This is a genomic window from Streptococcus sp. F2, from assembly GCF_056500955.1.
In genome coordinates this window covers 17,834-37,059 of sequence record NZ_JBWKAI010000016.1, presented here as the reverse complement: position 1 = coordinate 37,059, position 19,226 = coordinate 17,834, and the positions used below count along the sequence as shown (strand labels likewise).

General features: G+C 40.3%; 13 protein-coding genes. 3 read left to right on the top strand and 10 right to left on the bottom strand.

Going from position 1 to position 19,226, the window contains the following annotated elements; genetic code table 11:
• Positions 1-281 precede the first annotated feature (281 nt).
• The 3 genes from asnS to ACYTR8_RS06225 form a co-directional block, all read right to left on the bottom strand.
• Entirely contained in the window at positions 282-1,628 is a 1,347-nt protein-coding gene (asnS, locus tag ACYTR8_RS06235; protein WP_003050076.1) for an asparagine--tRNA ligase, read from the bottom strand.
• A 37-nt stretch (positions 1,629-1,665) separates the two neighbouring features.
• Positions 1,666-2,862 (bottom strand): pyridoxal phosphate-dependent aminotransferase, encoded by a 1,197-nt coding sequence (locus tag ACYTR8_RS06230; RefSeq protein WP_479641868.1) that lies wholly within the window; start codon positions 2,860-2,862, stop codon positions 1,666-1,668.
• Between the two features lie 282 nt (positions 2,863-3,144).
• On the bottom strand, positions 3,145-5,607 hold the full coding sequence (locus tag ACYTR8_RS06225; RefSeq protein WP_479641867.1) for a bifunctional DnaQ family exonuclease/ATP-dependent helicase: 2,463 nt from the start codon (positions 5,605-5,607) through the stop codon (positions 3,145-3,147).
• A 240-nt stretch (positions 5,608-5,847) separates the two neighbouring features.
• Between ACYTR8_RS06225 and ACYTR8_RS06220 the strand changes: the two genes are divergently transcribed.
• Positions 5,848-6,483, top strand: coding sequence for an MBL fold metallo-hydrolase (locus ACYTR8_RS06220; protein WP_332460916.1), 636 nt, complete (start codon positions 5,848-5,850; stop codon positions 6,481-6,483).
• Between the two features lie 124 nt (positions 6,484-6,607).
• Here the strand turns inward: ACYTR8_RS06220 and ftsX are convergent, their stop codons facing one another.
• The 7 genes from ftsX to ACYTR8_RS06185 form a co-directional block, all read right to left on the bottom strand.
• Entirely contained in the window at positions 6,608-7,537 is a 930-nt protein-coding gene (gene ftsX, locus ACYTR8_RS06215) for a permease-like cell division protein FtsX (protein WP_138125218.1), read from the bottom strand.
• The gene (gene ftsE / locus ACYTR8_RS06210) at positions 7,530-8,222 is read right to left on the bottom strand and encodes a cell division ATP-binding protein FtsE (protein ID WP_003050069.1); all 693 of its coding nucleotides are present in this window, start codon (positions 8,220-8,222) and stop codon (positions 7,530-7,532) included. The genes ftsX and ftsE overlap by 8 nt, the downstream gene beginning before the upstream one ends.
• 41 nt (positions 8,223-8,263) lie before the next feature.
• A protein-coding gene (prfB, locus tag ACYTR8_RS06205; RefSeq protein ID WP_111715913.1) for a peptide chain release factor 2 occupies positions 8,264-9,365 on the bottom strand; the annotation gives its coding sequence in 2 pieces (ribosomal slippage) (positions 8,264-9,292 and positions 9,294-9,365; 1,101 coding nt in all).
• 100 nt (positions 9,366-9,465) lie between these two features.
• Complete coding sequence (queG, locus tag ACYTR8_RS06200) at positions 9,466-10,587, bottom strand: tRNA epoxyqueuosine(34) reductase QueG (RefSeq protein WP_111717907.1); 1,122 nt, start codon at positions 10,585-10,587, stop codon at positions 9,466-9,468.
• Positions 10,588-10,847: 260 nt separating this feature from the next.
• The gene (locus ACYTR8_RS06195; protein WP_269760827.1) at positions 10,848-12,761 is read right to left on the bottom strand and encodes a fructose-1,6-bisphosphatase; all 1,914 of its coding nucleotides are present in this window, start codon (positions 12,759-12,761) and stop codon (positions 10,848-10,850) included.
• A gap of 230 nt (positions 12,762-12,991) precedes the next feature.
• Positions 12,992-13,636: an HAD family hydrolase gene (locus tag ACYTR8_RS06190; protein ID WP_111715909.1), complete on the bottom strand. Its 645-nt coding sequence runs from the start codon at positions 13,634-13,636 to the stop codon at positions 12,992-12,994.
• Between the two features lie 143 nt (positions 13,637-13,779).
• A complete protein-coding gene (locus ACYTR8_RS06185) occupies positions 13,780-17,757 on the bottom strand; it encodes a KxYKxGKxW signal peptide domain-containing protein (RefSeq protein WP_479641866.1) in 3,978 nt (1,325 codons plus the stop codon).
• Between the two features lie 220 nt (positions 17,758-17,977).
• On the opposite strand from ACYTR8_RS06185, the gene ACYTR8_RS06180 reads away from it, so the two are divergent.
• Positions 17,978-18,856 (top strand): metallophosphoesterase, encoded by an 879-nt coding sequence (locus tag ACYTR8_RS06180; protein WP_479641865.1) that lies wholly within the window; start codon positions 17,978-17,980, stop codon positions 18,854-18,856.
• 4 nt (positions 18,857-18,860) lie between these two features.
• Positions 18,861-19,226, top strand: a complete 366-nt coding sequence (locus tag ACYTR8_RS06175; protein WP_111715902.1) for a hypothetical protein — start codon at positions 18,861-18,863, stop codon at positions 19,224-19,226.

The window sequence follows — 19,226 nt, the reverse complement described above, 5'->3', positions numbered from 1 at the left end:
CTTTTCTCCTTTCTAAAAGAAATCAGCACCTCTTTTAGAAAGCAAGGTAACCTAGTAATCACAAGCTTTATTTATCTCTGAAATCATTTCTAATGATTGCTCTTGTAACATTGCCCTTGGAGATTATGTGCCTTCTAACTTAAAGATTTCTTAACGCCACTTTAGAATAGGAAATACTTTCATGATCACTACTTGTAGGTGTATCAATTGTGACGTGTTTTATTTTTTTCAAGCCTTTTTAGCAACCAAAAAGCCCATGGGGTCATGGGCTTTTACGACAATTAAGGTTTAATGCGGTGTAACATACGTGGGAATGGGATAGCTTCACGGATATGCTTGGTACCAGCTACAAAGGTAACCATACGTTCCAAGCCAAGTCCAAAACCACAGTGAGGAACCGAACCATATTTACGAAGGTCAAGATAGAAAGCATAGTCATCTGGGTTCAGACCTTCTTCTTCGATTTTAGCTAATAGTTTGTTGTAATCTGTCTCACGTTCTGAGCCGCCGATGATTTCACCGTAGCCTTCTGGAGCCAATAAGTCAGCACAAAGCACGCGCTCCTCATTGCCAGGAACAGGCTTCATGTAGAAGGCTTTAAAGCTAGCTGGATAGTTAACGACAAAGGTTGGCACACCAAAGTAGTTTGAAATCCAAGTTTCATGAGGTGAACCAAAGTCATCACCATGTTGGATAGCTTCGTAATCAGCGTCCTCATCAGAAGCATGCTCTTGTAACAGGCTGATGGCATCATCATAAGCTACACGTTTGAAAGGCTCAGCAATGTATTTTTTCAAGAGATCTGTGTCACGCTCTAAGGTTTCCAAGGCTTGTGGTGCACGATCAAGAACTCCTTGAATCATCGCTTTGACATAAGCTTCTTGTAGATCCAGTGATTCCTCATGTGACAAGAATGGGTACTCAGCATCCATCATCCAAAATTCAGTCAAGTGGCGGCGTGTTTTGGATTTTTCAGCACGGAAAACAGGACCAAAGTCAAAGACACGACCAAGTGCCATCATTCCCGCTTCAAGGTATAATTGACCAGATTGGCTAAGGAAAGCTGGATTTCCAAAATAATCCGTTTCAAAGAGTTCTGTGGTATTTTCTGCAGCATTTCCTGATAGAATCGGACTATCAAATTTAATGAAGCCATTTTGGTCAAAGAATTCGTATGACGCGTAGATAATGGCATTACGAATTTGCATAATAGCAGCCTGACGACGGGAACGTAACCACAAGTGACGATTGTCCATCAAAAAGTCTGTTCCGTGTTCTTTTGGTGTGATTGGGTAGTCTTGTGACTCACCGATGACCTCAATATCTGTCACATCAAGCTCGTAACCAAATTTTGAACGCTCATCTTCTTTGACAATCCCTTTAACAAAAACAGAGGTTTCTTGACTTAAACGTTTGATAGTATCAAATTTAGCAGCTCCTTCTTCCTCGCCAAAACGCTCAATAAAGTTTGGTTTAAAGGCAACAGCCTGGAAAAAAGCAGAGCCATCACGTAATTGAAGAAAGGCAATTTTTCCTTTACCTGATTTATTGGCAACCCAAGCCCCAATGGTTACTTCTTGTCCTACATAATCTTTTACATCACTAATGGAAACGTATTTTTTAGTCATTCTATCATCTCTCTTTTCTATAAATTACTTGTACCATTTAATTCGTTACTGTGCGACGTTCCATAAAGACCGTCAACCGTCTCACAGCTTCTTTTAAAGTCTCTAAATCAGTAGCATAGCTCAACCGAATATTCTCAGGCGCTCCAAATCCTTCACCACTGACGACAGCCAGACCAACCTCTTCTAAGATAGCATCTGTAAAGGCTGTTACATTTGTAAAACCTGTCATTGTCATAGCTTTCTTGACATTTGGGAAGAAGTAAAAGGCTCCTTGAGGTTTCATCACCTCAAATCCTGGCACCTGATTTAAAAGTGGGTAAATAGTATTTAGACGTTCTTCAAAGGCCAACCGCATGCCTTCCAACGACGACTGATCACCTGCGAAGGCTTCAATAGCCGCATATTGTGAAACCGTTGCTAAATTGGATGTTGTCTGTCCAATAATCTTGCTCATAGCGTCAATAATCTCAGGATCCCCAACAGCAAAACCAACTCGCCATCCTGTCATGGCATAACTTTTAGCCACCCCATTAACTGTAATGGTTTGACGACGAATTGCCTCTGAAAGCGTTGAAATAGGAACAAACTGATTGCCATTATAAACTAAGGAACCATAAATATCATCAGCTAAAATGATAATATCATGTGCCACTGCCCACTCACCAATAGCTCTTAATTCATCAGCTCCATAAATCATCCCAGTCGGATTTGACGGCGAATTAATCAAAACCACTTTGGTTCGATTAGTTCTAGCTGCTTCTAGCTGATCAACCGTAACCTTGAACTGATTTTCTTCTAATCCTTGGATAAAGATTGGCTGTCCTTCTGCCATTTTCACTTGATCTGAATAGGACACCCAGTAAGGCGTTGGAATTAAAACTTGGTCTCCAGGATTTAAAACAGCCATAAAGAAAGCGTAAAGGATAAACTTAGCACCTGTCCCTGCCACAATTTCATTGGCAGCTAAAGGATAGCCATATTGATTCTCCATGTAAGTAGCGATGGCAGCCTTTAATTCTGGGAGTCCTGAAGCAACGGTGTAAAAGCTAGCTTTTCCATTTCGAATGGATTCAATAGCTTTATCTTGGATATTTTTTGGTGTGATAAAGTCAGGCTCGCCTAAAGTTAAACTTAAAATATCGCGTCCCTGAGCTTTTAAAGCCTTGGCTCTAGCACCAGCTGCCAGAGTCACACTTTCTTCCATGTCCAACACACGCCTCGATAGTTTGGTCATCACATCTCCTTTTTCATCAGTCTTCCTGTCTTAACGTCAATCACCACTTTACTCGTCTGTGTTTAGTAGCTATTTCTACTGTAACTCTAAGCCAGCTTTTTCTCTTACCTCATTAAGAAGGGCTTTTCGACATTAACTAACCATTTGAAAAAAAGCCATTGAGAAAGGCTCAACACAGGTCATTAAAAGAGACTAACAAGGGTCGCAAACCAAGGTTTCTAGACCGTTGGTTCGTCACCCTTATCCACGTTAAGGGTCTCTTTCACTATATGATCCTTTCTATTATAGCAGAAAACGAGCCATTTCTACTAGATTATCTGGGAAATTTTGTTGAGAAATCACGAATTCTTGGCCTAAACTATCCCAAATGGCATGACCATAGGACTTGGTAAGTAGGCGACGATCTAATATTAACACAACTGACTTTTGATCTTGTCGACGCATCGTGCGACCGATAGCTTGTTTTAATCGTAAAATAGCCATCGGAAGAAAATAGTCTTTGAAAGGATTCTTTCCTTTTCCTAATAGATAATGACCCATTTTTTTCACAAAAAGATCTTCCGGATGATCAAATGGTAAACGAGTGATTACAGTTATCATCCGATTAGCCATGACAAAATCCACTCCCTCCCAAAAAGAGCCTAACCCCAGTAAAATCGACTGTTCTCCTCTATCAAAACGCTTTTTAATATTATAAGCTGTTCCATTCTTCTCCTGTGCTAAGTGAGGCACCTGCCATTGGTCTAAACAATCCGAAACCATCAGCAAGTGTTTTTTAGCGTTAAAAAGCACCAAAATAGGATAACACTCTTGCTTCAAGGTTTCAATTCGTTTCGCAATGGCTTCCACATAGGTTTGGTCACTGACTTCTGTCACAATAGGCATGTCTTGATCAACAAGCACCAACTGGTCTTCCTTTTTATCCGTTGTAATAACATGATAGAGATACTCTTCAAAACCTAATAAGTCAGCTAAGGTAACTTCTGGGCTAATGGTTAAGGTGGCAGATACAAAATAGGTTTTCACCGTTTCTGGTAAGAATTGTCGGAAACGGATAAATTCTTTACTAGCACTGTTCAGATAAGTCACGCGCTTATCCTCTTGTTTGTCACTGCTTAACCAGTAGTCATCAGTAGCAACGGCAAAAAAAGCCTGCAAATCCTGATAATCAGCTCTGGGCAATTCTTTTGCATAGCCAGCAATACGGGACCAATCAGGCGTTTTTTGTTCCCCTTGATTCTGATAAAAATCACTTGATAGCTGTCCTAACTCAAACACAAGGCTTTCTAACAGGCGTTTTTCTAAAAGAGGTAGGGGAGTGCCTAACTTGACCTGTAATGATTGTAACAGATAACTAAGGTTCAACTGGTGACGAGATAGTTGATCCAACTGCAACATTAATTTTTGAGCCTCATCAAATACTAAAACCTTGTTTTTAGCAAAGTCTTTATCATCTTGAACCCGATGTAAAAAGTAAGCATGATTGGTAATAACTACTCGAGCTTTTTGGGCTTTAACATAACTGTTTTGCCAAAAATCATAGTCATAAAAATCAGAAGATTGACTCAGGATTCCATCATGTTTAAGCTGGTCAAAATAAGCAGCAAAGCGTTGCTTTTGTTTAATCTCATCAAGGTCCCCAGTTTTTGTTTCCAATAGCCAAATCAGTAACTGCATTTTATACCGATTCACCAAGCGGTTTTGGTCCTCTTGTTCCAAACTCTCTGCAAAGGCCTCTAATTTAAGGTAATTCGCAGGGCCTTTTAAACTATGGCAAGTGATGTGAAACCGTTCTTGAATAGCTGCTATTTCATTAGCCATTAATTGTTCCTGTAATATCTTGGTCGGGACACTAACAATAATTTGGTTCTGGTCTTCTTGGGCTAAAAGAGGCAACAAATAGCCATAGGTTTTTCCAATACCGGTCTGGGCTTCGATAAAACTCGCCTGCCTTTGATGATAATCGGCTTCAATCAGTTGAGCAAAGCTAGCTTGTTTAGAGCGCTCTTCTAATCCCAAAAGTGCCATATTGATAGCAAACTGCTTCGATAATTGATATGGAGATGATTGCCCTTTTGGGTGCTTAGGCAATAGCATCTTACCAAGATGAACATACGTTCTCGGATCATAGGGCTTGGCTTGATTCAACCCCTGTTCAATGACCATCGCCGTTTCAAACAAAAGACTATCAGCATAAGGCAGCAGACTCTCCAAGCATTCTTTTGGGAGGCTTTCAATTTTCTGCAAAAGCTTAATAAATAAGGCCGCCGTGGCTCTAGCATCTGCAATAGCTGTATGCGCTTCTTCCAGTTCCAGACCCAATTCAGCTGACAAATGGCCAAGGGTATACTTTTCAAGACTAGGGTAAAAAATCTGAGCCAATTCGACAGTGTCTACCCGAGGTGTCAATAGCTCATAGCCTTCAAAAAAGAGAGCTTCAGCTAATAAATTAGCATCGAACTTAACATTATGGGCCACAAAAACACAATCACTAATTAACTCATAAATGGTTTTAGCAACCTGTGAAAACTCGGGAGCTTGAGCTAACTGGGCATCTGTAATTCCTGTCAAAGCCTTAATATGATCGGATAAGGGCTCATGGGGATTAATATCTGTCTGGTAAGTTTCGACAACTTCTTTTCCCTCAATAATGACAATCCCCACCTGGATAATAGCTGCGGTTGCTCCTGCGTTAGTTGCTTCCAAATCAACAACCGCATATTTTCTCGTCATTTCATTACTCATAGTACTCCTATTATACCATGTTTTCAAAAGAGCGTTCGGCTGAACGAGGCATTTCGCCGTCCATTAATTCCTTTTAACAGCGAATCACATCTAGGCGTGGTATAATATCACAAAGGGTATCTTTTAAACGATACGCCTTAGCTCATTTTTCTGATAGAATATGGCAAATGAAACTGTTTGACTTAACCTAATAACCAAAGACACATTAGAAAGGACATCACGTTTAAAATGACTCAGCATATGACACCTATTACAATAACGAATCCCGTTGCAGAGGAAAATACTTACCTACTGGTAACTGACCAAGGCATTTTGGTGGTCGATCCTGGTAGCAATGGTAAGGCTATTATTGACCGTATCAAAGAATTAAATAAACCACTTGCGGCTATTTTGCTGACGCATACCCATTATGATCATATCATGAGTTTGGAGGCGGTTAGGAAAGCATTTGGCCAGCCACCTGTCTATGTAGCTAACGAAGAAGCCACTTGGCTTTACACTCCTGAGATGAACCTTTCTGGGCTGATTCGTCACGCAGATCTTCCTGATATTATCTGCCAACCTGCTGAAGAGATTTTTCAATACCACACCACTTATGACATCGCAGATTGTCAATTCATTGTGGTTCCAACACCTGGACACTCAGCTGGAGGTGTTTCTTTTATCTTTCCTGAGGAAGCATTCGTCATTAGTGGTGATGCCTTATTCCGAGAAAGCATTGGTAGAACAGACCTGCCAACGGGGAACTTTGAGCAGTTGATTGATAGCATTAACACTCAATTGTTCAGCCTTCCTAATCATTATCAGGTCTACCCTGGACATGGCCCTTCAACCACTATTAGCCATGAAAAAAATGCCAACCCCTTCTTCCACTAATGCGAAAGAAAAGTAGCTTTCGTTAGACATCTATTTTAGCAATCAGCCGTCGTTTTACGACTGCTGATTTTTTCGTTAGCCATATCAAAAAAGAACTTCTGATCACTTCAGAAGTTCTGATGGTTTAGAATTTCAAATAACGTCTCATGGAAAGAACTGAACCAAGCGAACCGATGATAACACCGATGACAAACAAAGCCCCAATCAAACCATAAACATAAGGATTGATAGGATACAGTGATAGATTGTTCACTTGTAATTCTGGCATGAAGTGCTTATAGGCAAAGTCATAACCATAATAAATAAGTAAGGCTGGCAAAATAGCTCCTAGTAAGCCGACCCAAGCCCCTTCAAAGAAGAATGGACCACGGATATAAGAATTCTTAGCCCCTACTAAACGCATGATTTCAATGTCACGTTGACGAGACATGATGGTCATCCGAACGGTATTAGAAATAAGGAAGATGGCTACAAATAAGAGCAAGGCAGTCCCAATCAGTCCCCAAGTTTGAATCATTTTGGAGAACTTAAAGAGTTTGTCAGAGTTGATGCCTCCGTAATCAGCATCCTCTACCCCTTCAATAGCCTTGATTTGTTTGGTCACCCCTTTTACCTGCTTGGCTGTCTTGGTTTCAACAATGTAGATATCTTGTAGAGGATTAGTGTCCTCATCATACATGTCCCAAACATCACCTAACGTATCTTGTAATTTTTTCAATTGCTCATCTTTACTTGAAAAGGTGATTTTTTGAACCCCTTTCAGTTGAGCGATTTGGTCATAGACCTTATGGTAATTCTCATTATCAACCTGTTCACCGGCGGTATTTTGCACCACTTTAGCAGCATCGGTTGAATCAACTTGAAGGTAGGTATTAATTTGGATATTGTTTTCAACACCCGAAGCAACCCGCTGAATATTTAGTAGGGTGGCTGCGAAAACCCCAACCAATGTCAAGGTGACAGTGACCATACTAACAGAAGCAAAGGTCATCCAAAAGTTACGTTTAAGGTTTTTAATGGATTCCCAAATATGACGGAAAAAGTATCTAATCATCGTAACCGTAATCTCCTTCCATTTCATCACGGACCACACGACCATCTTCAATGGCAATCACACGGTGGCGTAAGGTGTTTACAATGTGACTATTGTGAGTGGCCATCAAGATTGTTGTCCCTTGAAGGTTAATACGTTCAAGCAACTGCATGATTTCCCAAGAAATTTCAGGGTCTAAGTTACCAGTCGGCTCATCAGCAATCAACAGCTTGGGATTATTAACAATGGCGCGTGCAATTGCGACACGCTGCTGCTCCCCACCAGATAACTGGTTAGGGAAAGATCTCATCTTGTGTTTCAAACCAACTAAATCGAGAACTTCTGGGACGCGTTTTTTAATATGGCGGCGCTTTTCTCCAATAACTTCCATGGCATAAGCAACGTTTTCAAACACCGTTTTCTTTGGAAGTAACTTGTAGTCTTGGAAAACTACCCCTATATGACGGCGTAGGATAGGAACGTCTCGAGATTTAAGCTTGGTCAAATCAAACTCACCGACGTACAGCTTACCTGAACTTAATTTTTCTTCCCGGTAAAGGAGCTTGATAAAGGTTGATTTCCCTGCTCCTGACGGACCAACCAGGTAAACAAATTCACCTTGGTTAACAGAAACATTAATGTCTCTAAGGGCGGTCGTTGAGCGGCGGTATTTCTTTGAAACACCTTTCATTTCAATTAATGCCATCTTATTCTTCTTTCTTTACAATAATCGTTAGCGCATAGCCTTTAGTCATCACTCATGCGCCACTTAAGGTAAGCGTCGATAAAGCCCTCGATATCACCGTCCATGACCTTATCCACTTGGGCCACCTCATAGTTTGTTCGGTGATCCTTAACCATGGTATAAGGGGTGAAAACGTAGGAACGAATCTGGCTCCCCCAAGTGATTTCTTTTTTATCCCCTTTAAGGGCGTTGACCTCAGCAGCTTTTTTCTCCTGCTCTAATTGATAGAGTTTGGCCTGCAACATTTTCATGGCACGGTCTCTATTTCCGTATTGAGTACGGTCAACCGTTGAGGCCACAACAATGCCTGTTGGAATATGGGTCAAACGCACCCCAGTTGATACCTTATTGACGTTCTGACCACCAGCACCGCCTGAACGGAAGGTATCCATTTTAATGTCATCATCACGGATGTCCACTTCAATGGTGTCATCTAATTCTGGCATAACCTCCACAGATACAAAAGACGTGTGGCGGCGTTTGGCCGAATCAAATGGTGAAATCCGAACTAGACGGTGGACACCCATTTCGGATTTTAAAAAGCCATAAGCATTTGGTCCCTCAAAAGAAAGGGTGACCGACTTAATACCAGCTTCATCTCCTGCCTGATAATCCAAGGTTTCTACCTTAAAACCTTTGGCATTCCCAAAGCGCGTGTACATGCGAAAGAGCATGTCTGCCCAGTCCTGAGCCTCAGTACCACCTGACCCTGGATGAATCTCTAAAATGGCATTGTTATGGTCATAAGGCTCTGATAAGAGCAAGGTCATCTCATAACTCGCCAAAATCTGACCTAATGTCTCTAAGCTAGCCTCCAAGTCGTCCTTGACACTGTCATCTTCTTCAAGCATTTCTAAGTACAATTCTGTCTCATCAGAGAGTTCTTGCATATTGTGGAAGGTCTCGTAGGTAGACTTCAACTCATTCAGTTTTTGTGAGGTTTTTTGAGCTGCGATATTGTCATTCCAAAAATCAGGCTCTGTCATTTGATGCTCCAAAAGAGCAATCTCTTCTTCTAGACCCTCTAAGTCAAAGAGACCTCCTGAAGCTAGTCAACTTCTCTTTGTTTTCTACTATTTTTTGGCGCATTTCTGCTATTTCCATATGGATTCCTCTTTCGTTTCATTTCTTTTAAAAGCAGATTCGAGCTTATCAATACGTTCTCGCTATTTGCTTGCTAAACGTTGTTTATTTTATCATAAAATCAAGCCTTCTGCCACTTTGTGAGTAGCCTTTCAAGCTCTTCTTTGGACTCTTCATGCTCTAGAGAAAGGTCCTGCATAAAGGCCAGCATGTCTGGATTAGGCTTTTTGATCAATTCTCCTAGAGCCCAGATAGCTGTCGCTGTGTGAATCGGATTATTGTTCTGATCAATGATTTCCAAAAGTTTTGGAATGGCACTTCGATCATGCGCATTGGCTAGTGCAATAATAGCATTACGCTGAAGAATGTTTTTCCCCCGCCAAGAACCTGCAATCATACCAAAGGTTTTTTTAAACGACTGATTGCTCAATTCCAAAAAAGGCACTAATTCTGGCATAGCTAGTTCTGGATCAATAGGTGATGCCAAGGGATTGTCAATCCCTTTATTATAAGGGCAACAAATTTGGCAAATATCACAGCCATAGATAACCGTTTTGATTTTTTTACGAAACTCGAGTGCCATCATACCCTTATCCTGGGTTTGGAAAGACAAACAACGCCTAGCATTCATAGTGCCATCCCCAATCAAACATGAGGTCGGACAGGCATCTAAACACCGTCTGCAATCTCCACAGTCGTAATCCACAGGTTGATCAGGCTCAATGTCAAGGTTTGTAATCAATTCCCCCAAGTACATATAAGAGCCAAATTCTTTAGAAATGACCAAGCCATTTTTGCCAATGAAGCCAATTCCTGCCCGTCTTGCCACAGCAGTATCGACCAAGGCACCTGTATCTACCATGCCCTTGTATTCAAAGTCAGCCGTTAAGGCTTCAATGCCTTCTGCTAGTCGCTGCAATTTATCTTGCAACACATGATGATAGTCTAGCCCCCAAGAATTAGGTGTGATTTTTCCCCGTTTATAACTTGTTTTTGGAGGTTGGACAGGTAATTTATGGGGATAAGCAACGGCAATGGAAATAATGGTTTTGGCAGAAGCCAGCGATAATTTTGGCTTAATTCTCTCCTCAATCACCTTGTGTTCAAAGCCAGTCGTGCGCCCCTCTTCGACACCAAGGCGCAAGGATTTCTCTAAATAAGAAAAATCATCTGCGGTGGTAAAGCCGATTTTTGAAATGCCAATTTCCTTAGCCAATGCCTGAATGTCTGCCTTAATGTTCATACTACTATCATAATCGAAATAAGTTAAGACTTCAAGACGAAAGGATGACAATTCAACAAAAGCTTCACCATCAAAAAATTCACCTTAAAAATCCCTACTGTTACAACAAAAAAGGAAGACAAAAGTCCACCTTCTTTGCTTTTAGTTTAGTAAGATCATCACTCAACACAAAAGAGACTTATGTTCTCCACATTTTCCTTACTTGATAGGAAAGTCCTGTTAAGGCTTGGCTCTTGTCTCAAAAGAACCTTAAACAAGGCTTAATACTCATCAAAATGGTGGTAGAGGTAATGCAGGTCTTCAATTTCTTTGAGGAGTTCCTTGCCATTATCTGTCTGTTTGACCAAGGTGCGTTCGGCCACTTCTTCGACCAATCGTTTGATAAAAATAATGTCACATTCTCCATTTAAAACAGCTTCCACTGATGAAAAGGGGTTATGAGCCACCAACTCTAAGCCGTAACTGTTGGAAATTAAGGTATAGCCTGCGATACCAGTTTTTTTCTGGTAACCTTTTGCCAATCCACCATCAATAATAATCATTTTCCCACCAGCTTTAATCGGAATCTCACCACTCTTTTCCTGGACAGGCGTGTGCCCATTGACAATATGCCCTGTTTCATCCAAGGTAAATTCAGCCAAAAGACGTTGGCAGATGCCTTCTTTTTCCCTTAAGTGATAATAAGGATTTTTCTTTTCTTTATGAGTTTCCTTATCCTCGATATAATAACGTTCGAAAGTGGTCATGCGCTGCTTGCCAAATAGAGAAGAACCTTCTCCACACCACAAATACCAAAACAAATCGGTCGCAAAATCGTCCTGAATATCAGGGTGTTGGTAGGCTTGCCTCACTTTTTCTTCGTAAAAATCCATCAGGGTTTTGCCAGATAGAAAGTGTCCCTGCAGGCAAATGGATTTAAAATCACCGTTGGAATGCATGGGGATACAACCGTGATAAAGCAAATGATTATTGGAAATATGATAGATAGCACCTTTCGAAAAGAGGAATTCTATGTGATGACGCAGGCGGTCTGATTGTTGGAAACGCTCAAGCAAATCATCCAATAAGTCCTCTTCTTCTGTGGTTAGGCTTCCAGGAGCTTGCCAGTCCACCATGTCAAAAGGAAAATCAGTTAGTGGGTAGGTTTTCTCACCCACCAGCATTTCCTTACTTTCTGGTCGAATGCGGTCTAAGGCGCTCGACGCCATCATCTCAAATTCAGGCCGACGGTGAATCAATTGATGTTCCAACTTGAATTGTAGTAAAGCTGTAGCCTGCTGTAAACAATTCAACACCCGCTCGTCTTGTTCTGAAATCACATCCCCATCCAAAATAGGCTGAAAAACGACCTTAGGGGTAAAGTAGGTTTGGCTATAATCAATCAAGCGACGAAGGTTAATTCCGTAGCGGTCTTCAATGAGCTCAATGCTATTGTACCTCGCTGCAATCCGAATCACATTGACCATGCAAATCATCGACCCAGAAACTGCCCCCATCCAGGTGATGTCGTGGTTGCCCCACTGAATATCAATATGCTGAAAAGTCATGAGCCGATCCAAAATCAAGTCTGGGTATTTCCCGCGGTCAAAAATATCTCCCACCACATGCAAATGATCAATGGCTAATTGCTGAATCAAGGTCGCAAAAGCAATAAAGAGATTTTCCAACTGCTTGAGTTCAATCACTTTACCAATAATTGCTGAATAATAATTTTCTTTATTTTTATCAGGTTGGCCTTCCGTCAACAATTCTTCCATGATATAGGCATAATCTTTGGGTAACAATTTTCTAACTTTAGAGCGAGTATACTTACCTCCGATGTACTTAACCAACTGCAATAAGTCGGGTAGAAAGCCGGTTAATTCTTCTTGCAATGCTTGTTCCGACAACAAGGTATTAGCATTGATTTTTTCAGCAGGGTAGTAAATGTACTGACAAAGCAGGTCAATGGTCCCAGGGTCTTTGTCGGGAAAACATTCCTGTAATTTCTTTTTGATGGATCCAGAACCATTTCGCAAGAGGTAATCAAAGGCCTCATATTCGCCATGAAGATCACTCAGAAAATGCTCAGTTCCTTTGGGCAAATGGCAAATGGCTTCTAGGTTAATCATTTCGGTAGCCAGAGAAGACTTTGTTGGGAATTTTTCTTTCAAGAGACGATAGTACTTTGACATGTTCGGTAACCACTCCTTATCGCTTGTCATCATATCAAGAAGCTAGACATCACTTACAGTGGTCCGGCTAACTACTTTTTCATTGTAAAGGTTATTCATCAAAAATGCCAGCAAAAAGTTGAAAGCGCATTCTTTTGCATGAGTCAAAAAGGCCTTGGGAAATAGCATCCAAGGCCTTCCTATCTTAATGTACTTGAGAGTTTCAGAGCAATAACCTTTGCCTTACATGACTAAAACTGCTCAATTGTTGCACAAAGTTGCATAAGGTGATCGATATTAGCATCAGCCTCTTGTTGATCAATCCCGTAACGGTAATCAGTAACAGCAACAACCGTCAGATTAGCAGCTTTCGCGGCCGCAATCCCTTTTTGACTATCTTCGACGACTACTAAGGTTTCTTTTGGTAAACCGAGTGACTGCGCAGCTTTTTCATAAATATCAGGATAAGGCTTGCCACGAGAAACATCATCACGCGCCAAAACAACCTCAAAATAGTCCTTAATATGACTCGTCTCTAAGGCTAATAAAATATCATCACGATTTGAATTAGAAGCTAAGGCTAACTTGATGTTCTTATCTCTCAAAGCTTGGAGACAAGGCCTAACCTCAGTAAACAAGACCTCTGCGTATGGGGGCTTATGCTGTAATTTGTAAGATTCATAAGCTTCAGCGACTGCTTTTGCTTCCTCAGGGGTAAAATGCTCATCTAGCAAGTCCTTCCAGAGTTCTTGAAGATTACCTCCAATAAAATCTTTGGCGCTCAAATGATCAATGGCAATCCCCTTAGCCTGTAAAAAGGCTTCGCGTCGCTGAAAATAGAAGGGCTCTGTATCAAACAATACACCGTCCATATCAAAAATAATTCCTTGAATCATAGCATCCTCCTTTAGATTAGTTTATCACAAGTTTCCAAAACAATCAGCAAAAGCACTAAAAAGAGGATCGCCAAAGGCAAATCCTCTTTTATCATTTAACAACTAATGGAAATAACGACTGCGTGCAGCTTTACAATTGCTTATTATCTAAACCAATGTTTATTCTTCCCCAAATGCAAGACCGCTCCATCAAATGCAAAATAGTGTTTATTTCCCCAAGCATAAGCATGACCTTTTTTAGCCATTTTTTTAGCAGTTTTTCGTTCAAGTTTTAATTGTTTTTCCTGATGCTTAACTTCTCTTTTTACTGCTTTTTGATGGGATTTAGCTGTTAGTTTTAGTTTTTCTTCAGGTTTAGTTGATTGACTCTTCGGAAAATCAACTTGTGACGTAACGGTTACTGTTGTTTTTTGAGTCACTGACTCACCTTGCTCAAAGTTGTTGCCTACAGTACTTCCCTCAGAAGGACGTTCACTTTCTTTAGGAGACTCTTCAGTCGCTTCACCTGAGTCTTGAGAAACATTCAGTTCTGCAGGAGCTGCTTCTGTTACTTCTTTCCAAATAATATCCTCCGTATCTTGTGGGATACCGTTGACTAATTGTGGTGTTACTTGAATCTTAATTGATTTTCCTGACTTATCAGTAGCATAATAAACCAATGTTTTATCTTTAATACCATCATCAACTTTAGTAAGGACGTTTTTGAGATGACCAAGTTCTGTTTCATCTGCTACGTCGTTCTTGGTTAAATCGATACCAGAATAATCATAAGTGAACTTAGACTCCATATCTCTAGATGTGACAGTCAGATAGGTAACTTCTTGATTATTATCCTTTAAGACTTTATGTTCTAAAGTAGTTTTAGCAGATACCGGAATATAAAGCACACTCGCAGAAACAGGATCAAAGGTAATAGTCTGTTTACCATTCATTTGACCAATTTTTTCGTAAAGATTTTGAGAATTGGTCAAAACAATATAGGCATTGGTAAAATCGTTTGTATCATTTATTTTACCGCGATGTCCACTTATAGCATCTCGGTATTCACCATCCCTAGGTCCTCTACCATAATAATATTCGTCACCTCCAAGAGTTAAGGAGTGATTATCACTCATATTATTATTAAAGACAACTAGGAATTTATCGCCATTATCTTCTTGTAACTCATAAGTAATAATGCCTGATTGAGGTTGAGCATTAGTAATAGTCATTTTCTTGAGAATCTCATTTTGGTAATCTGATAAATGCCAAAGGGATTCCGCTTGTCTTAGGCTCAAAAGAGACTTATTAAAGTTTACCGTGTCAGCATTTTTAGTGACCAATGACCAGTCAATTTTGTTCCAGATATCTCCCGAATTGTATGTGTTATGGCGATACATCTGTTTTCCATCATGTGTATCTAGACCTTTAGTTCTCAAGAATTCTTGACCATGTTGTGAGAAATGAATTCCTTGAGCAAGTGCACTCATCGCAGTAGCTAATTCTACCCGATTTTCGATCATTTCATCATCTTCATTTGGATTGAAAGATTTCATTAAATCATGTAGAGTCATACCATCATGTACCTCAACATAGTTTAACTGTTGTGACGCGTCTAAATAATTTCGTTCAAAACCACCTAATAAGCGTTTAGAAACTTCATCGGTATTATTGATGTAACGACTTAATCCGTTATATTCACTCCTTACAGCATCTCTTCCATTAATAAATCCTGGATGTTCTGGACCATTATCATAAGCTGAACCTGCAATACTATCACGGCTCATGTTATCAAAGAAACCATAACCAGGTAAGAGCATAGCATTTTCAATACTTGATGGAAACTCTCCTTTTGACTGATCAAGGTATTTCCCCATAGAGTTCCAACCTTCACCATAGGTCACAATGTTTTTATCAAATTGATCAAGAGCTTCACGCACTTCCATCAAGGTCTTAGTATCTAGGTCACTCATAGCATCGAAACGGAAGCCATCCATACCATACTCTTTAACCCAGTAAATGACCGAGTGAATAATATATTGTCGCATCATCTCTGATGTTGATCTGACTGCATTTCCTACACCAACATCATTATTCATGGCACCATCTGGTTGAACAGCGTACACATATCCTGGTACAGTCCATTCAAAAGGATTTTGTTGACTATCATATAAGTGATTATAGACAACGTCCATAACGACATTAATACCTGCATCATGAAGTCCTTGAACCATTTGTTTCAATTCATCAATACGGTTAGTGGGGTTAGTTGGGTCTGTTGAGTACGAACCTTCGGGAACATTATAATTTTTCGGGTCATAACCCCAGTTTTGCTGATTTTCATGTTTGCCATGAGGTTCAGATTCAGAATATTCTGTATTCTGCTTATCGGTAGATGCTAACTCTGGAACTGTCTGATAATCATAAATCGGCATGACTTGCACATAGTTAACTCCCAGATATTTGAGATAATCTAAGCCAGTCGGAGTTCCAGTATTTGAATTTTTTGTTCCTTTTTCTATAACTCCTAAGAAATTACCTCTATTTTCCTCTTTAATACCCGAATCTTTATCAATCGAGAAATCACGCACGTCAATTTCCATAACGCTCATTTGAGTTTTTGATGTAACACGTTTATTTGTTCCAGGTTTGACAGCTGTTCCTACCTTAGAAGGATTCAAAATTACAGAACGCGAACCATCTTGAACAACAGCTACAGAGTAAGGGTCTTGGGTACGAACAACACGGTTTATGTGTTTAAGATTATTAACGTTACCGCTGATATCGACACCAGCATAGAATTTAGCAATAACATCGTTCTCAGCTTTACCAGTTTTGTTATTAAACTTTTGATACAGTAAAGACAATTTTTTAACTTCCTCAGAATCTGTATCAGTAGCATTCAATAACTCATGAGTGGCTGAATTGCGATATTGATAGTATTCTAGCTTGCCATCTTTTATTACAGCTGATTTTTGAATAAAATAAGCATTTGGAATACTGAGACTATAATCATAGGTCAGACCTTCTGCAGTTACTTTATTTAAAGCCAATAATACTTCATCTGTAATGGAAAAAGTCCATAGACCAACAGTGTTTTTAGTATGGTCTTCTTCATTTGAAACAGTACCTTTGGTCATCTTGAATGACTTGATTAATTTAGCATCTTTTTGGTTACTTTCGTAAAAATTAATTGCAACTTCGTCAGCTGTCGGTGCCCAGAGATTAACTTTCGCATGTTTTCCATCCTCTAAAAGCGTTGCTCCAAGAGCACCCTGGCTACCAACAACTTTGAAACCAGTCTCACTAGTAGGATCAACTTCTCGATCTTTGTATGCAAATTTTTGATCAAACTCTGGACTTTGTACATTTAGATATGGTGAATAGTATTCTGTATCAACATTGTTATTGTCTTTATCCTTATACCAACCATGATAAATGTTAGTATTAGTTGTTGGAGAAGCTACGGCAACCATGTCTTTAGGAGTGACTTTTATACTATCACCATTCGAAGGCCAACTGTTCTGAGTTGTAATGAGGTAATTGAATGAACTTGTTTCAGGTTTTACCTCATATGACCATTCTTTTTTCCCATCTGTACTCATACCACTATTCATCGGCATAAATTTGTAAGGTGCACTACTTCCGTTGTCTAATTCTTTATTACCACTATTCCACACGTAAAGATAATACTGAGATCCATCACCTTCTTTTGGTTTGTAGTAAATCGTTACGGACTTCTTCTCTTCTTTTGAGGCCTCTGTAGCATCTCCTTCTTTTTTTAAGGCTAATACTTTATCTTCTTCTGCATTTTCTTTCTTATGAAAATAAGTTTCTTCACCAACTGCTTCAAGCATTTCTTCTTCAGTCTTTACCTCTGCCACCATTGCTGCTGGTTGACTTGGTTGCACCGCTTCTACCGCCGCTGGTTGCGCTGCCGTGCCCGATGTCTCTTCTGCAGGCGCAGTCGTTGTCAAAGCGGTTCCAGTTCCGTTTGCAACTCCTCCCACTCCATCAGCAAACGCTTGCGTATTCATTACCAGTAAAGAGGCGGCAACTAGGCTAGCTCCAAAAAGCCATTGCTTGCCAGACTTCCACATTCTGTACTTGGTTACCTTTGTTTCAGGACTTGCTTTCCTCATTATTGAGTTTCTCCTCTGTTTTTATTCTTACACCCTTATTATGCAAGCGATTGCAAAATAAGTCAACCATTTCTCGTAAATGATAATACTTTCTTAATTTACAGAAAATCATTCCTTTCTTCTTCCTAAATTTCCATTATTTTCCATTATCTTTCTGCTTTATTAGTGTTATTAATTTCTTCTAGTCGCTTTTCAACTAGGCTTTTGTTAGAATACCAGTATGACACGACTTGCGATAATGAGCGACCTTCACCTAGACCTCAATCACTTTGGACCTTTTGAGCGTGAGACACTTATCGAAGTGCTCAAGCACGAAAAGATTGATCATCTGCATTTAGCAGGGGATATGGCCAACCATTTTTACAAGGACACTGAGCCCTTTCTTGCTGCCTTGGCTCAAGAGGTCACCGTCACCTTTAATCTGGGCAACCACGATATGCTAGATTTGACCGAAGCTGACATTGAAGCGCACGACTTCAAGATTTACTCTATTGCTCCTAAACTCAGTCTTCTTGCTTTTCACGGTTGGTATGACTATGGTTTTTCTGCTGAAAAAGCTGACGCTGATCACCTTACCTTCAAGAACCGTTTCTGGTTTGACCGACGACTAAAACGGCCCTTGACAGATCCTGAACTCACAAACCAGATTTGTCAAGCATTAGAAAAGGCATTGGCTGCGCTTTCTGATCAAACGGTGATTGTAGCCATGCACTTTGTCCCCCACAGCATTTTCACCCTCAAACACCCAAAGGTTAAAGCCTTCAATGCTTTCTTAGGGAGTCCTGCCTTCCATGACATTTTTCGATGTTATGGAGTGAAAGAGGTTGACTTCGGGCATCAACACAAGCGTTTTTCTCCTCAGACCATCGATGGGGTCACCTATCACTCAAGACCACTAGGGTATGCTAAAGAATGGCAGCTCACTCGTGCGTTTATCAGACAAACAACTCTTTTGACTATTAGAGGAAGACGGACCCCTAGCAAAGCCTACTATGCTATTAAAGAATTGAAGGCTTTTAAAGACTACCGCGCGCAGCAGTTAGCAGCCGAATTGAGAGATGCCATGACTATTTTTGACAGTAACGAGATGAAAGGATAGACATATGAATATTAAACGACAAACCCGTTTGGTCAGAATGGGCGCCCCTGTAACCATCTTCATTGGAGACAAGCATAAAGCTGCTCTCTATAATGGCGACAGCCTGGACGTTGACCTTCCAGATGGTCAAACTCAACTTACCATTAAACATAGCAGGCAAACGGCCATAACAGTCAGTGACGAAGATAAGCTACTTCTCAAGGATAACCCTTTAAACCTTCTCTTATTCTGGTCTGGTGTCTTTCTTATTTTAGGAAGTCACGTCTTACTCAGTTTTGATAATCCTTTACTTTTTTACCTGACTCTGGCGGGCTTTATTAGCCTGGCTAGTAGTTATTTCGTTCCCCGATTTCGCTGGGAACACAACTAA

Bases quoted from the DNA above. Each gene is read 5' to 3' on its own strand.
- ACYTR8_RS06220 (WP_332460916.1), top strand. From the start codon at position 5,848: ATGACACCTATTACAATAACGAATCCCGTTGCAGAGGAAAATACTTAC.
- ACYTR8_RS06180 (WP_479641865.1), top strand. From the start codon at position 17,978: ATGACACGACTTGCGATAATGAGCGACCTTCACCTAGACCTCAATCAC.
- ACYTR8_RS06195 (WP_269760827.1), bottom strand. From the start codon at position 12,761: ATGTCAAAGTACTATCGTCTCTTGAAAGAAAAATTCCCAACAAAGTCT.
- ACYTR8_RS06175 (WP_111715902.1), top strand. From the start codon at position 18,861: ATGAATATTAAACGACAAACCCGTTTGGTCAGAATGGGCGCCCCTGTA.
- ftsE (WP_003050069.1), bottom strand. From the start codon at position 8,222: ATGGCATTAATTGAAATGAAAGGTGTTTCAAAGAAATACCGCCGCTCA.
- asnS (WP_003050076.1), bottom strand. From the start codon at position 1,628: ATGACTAAAAAATACGTTTCCATTAGTGATGTAAAAGATTATGTAGGA.
- ACYTR8_RS06225 (WP_479641867.1), bottom strand. From the start codon at position 5,607: ATGAGTAATGAAATGACGAGAAAATATGCGGTTGTTGATTTGGAAGCA.
- queG (WP_111717907.1), bottom strand. From the start codon at position 10,587: ATGAACATTAAGGCAGACATTCAGGCATTGGCTAAGGAAATTGGCATT.
- ACYTR8_RS06190 (WP_111715909.1), bottom strand. From the start codon at position 13,636: ATGATTCAAGGAATTATTTTTGATATGGACGGTGTATTGTTTGATACA.
- ACYTR8_RS06230 (WP_479641868.1), bottom strand. From the start codon at position 2,862: ATGACCAAACTATCGAGGCGTGTGTTGGACATGGAAGAAAGTGTGACT.
- ftsX (WP_138125218.1), bottom strand. From the start codon at position 7,537: ATGATTAGATACTTTTTCCGTCATATTTGGGAATCCATTAAAAACCTT.
- ACYTR8_RS06185 (WP_479641866.1), bottom strand. From the start codon at position 17,757: ATGAGGAAAGCAAGTCCTGAAACAAAGGTAACCAAGTACAGAATGTGG.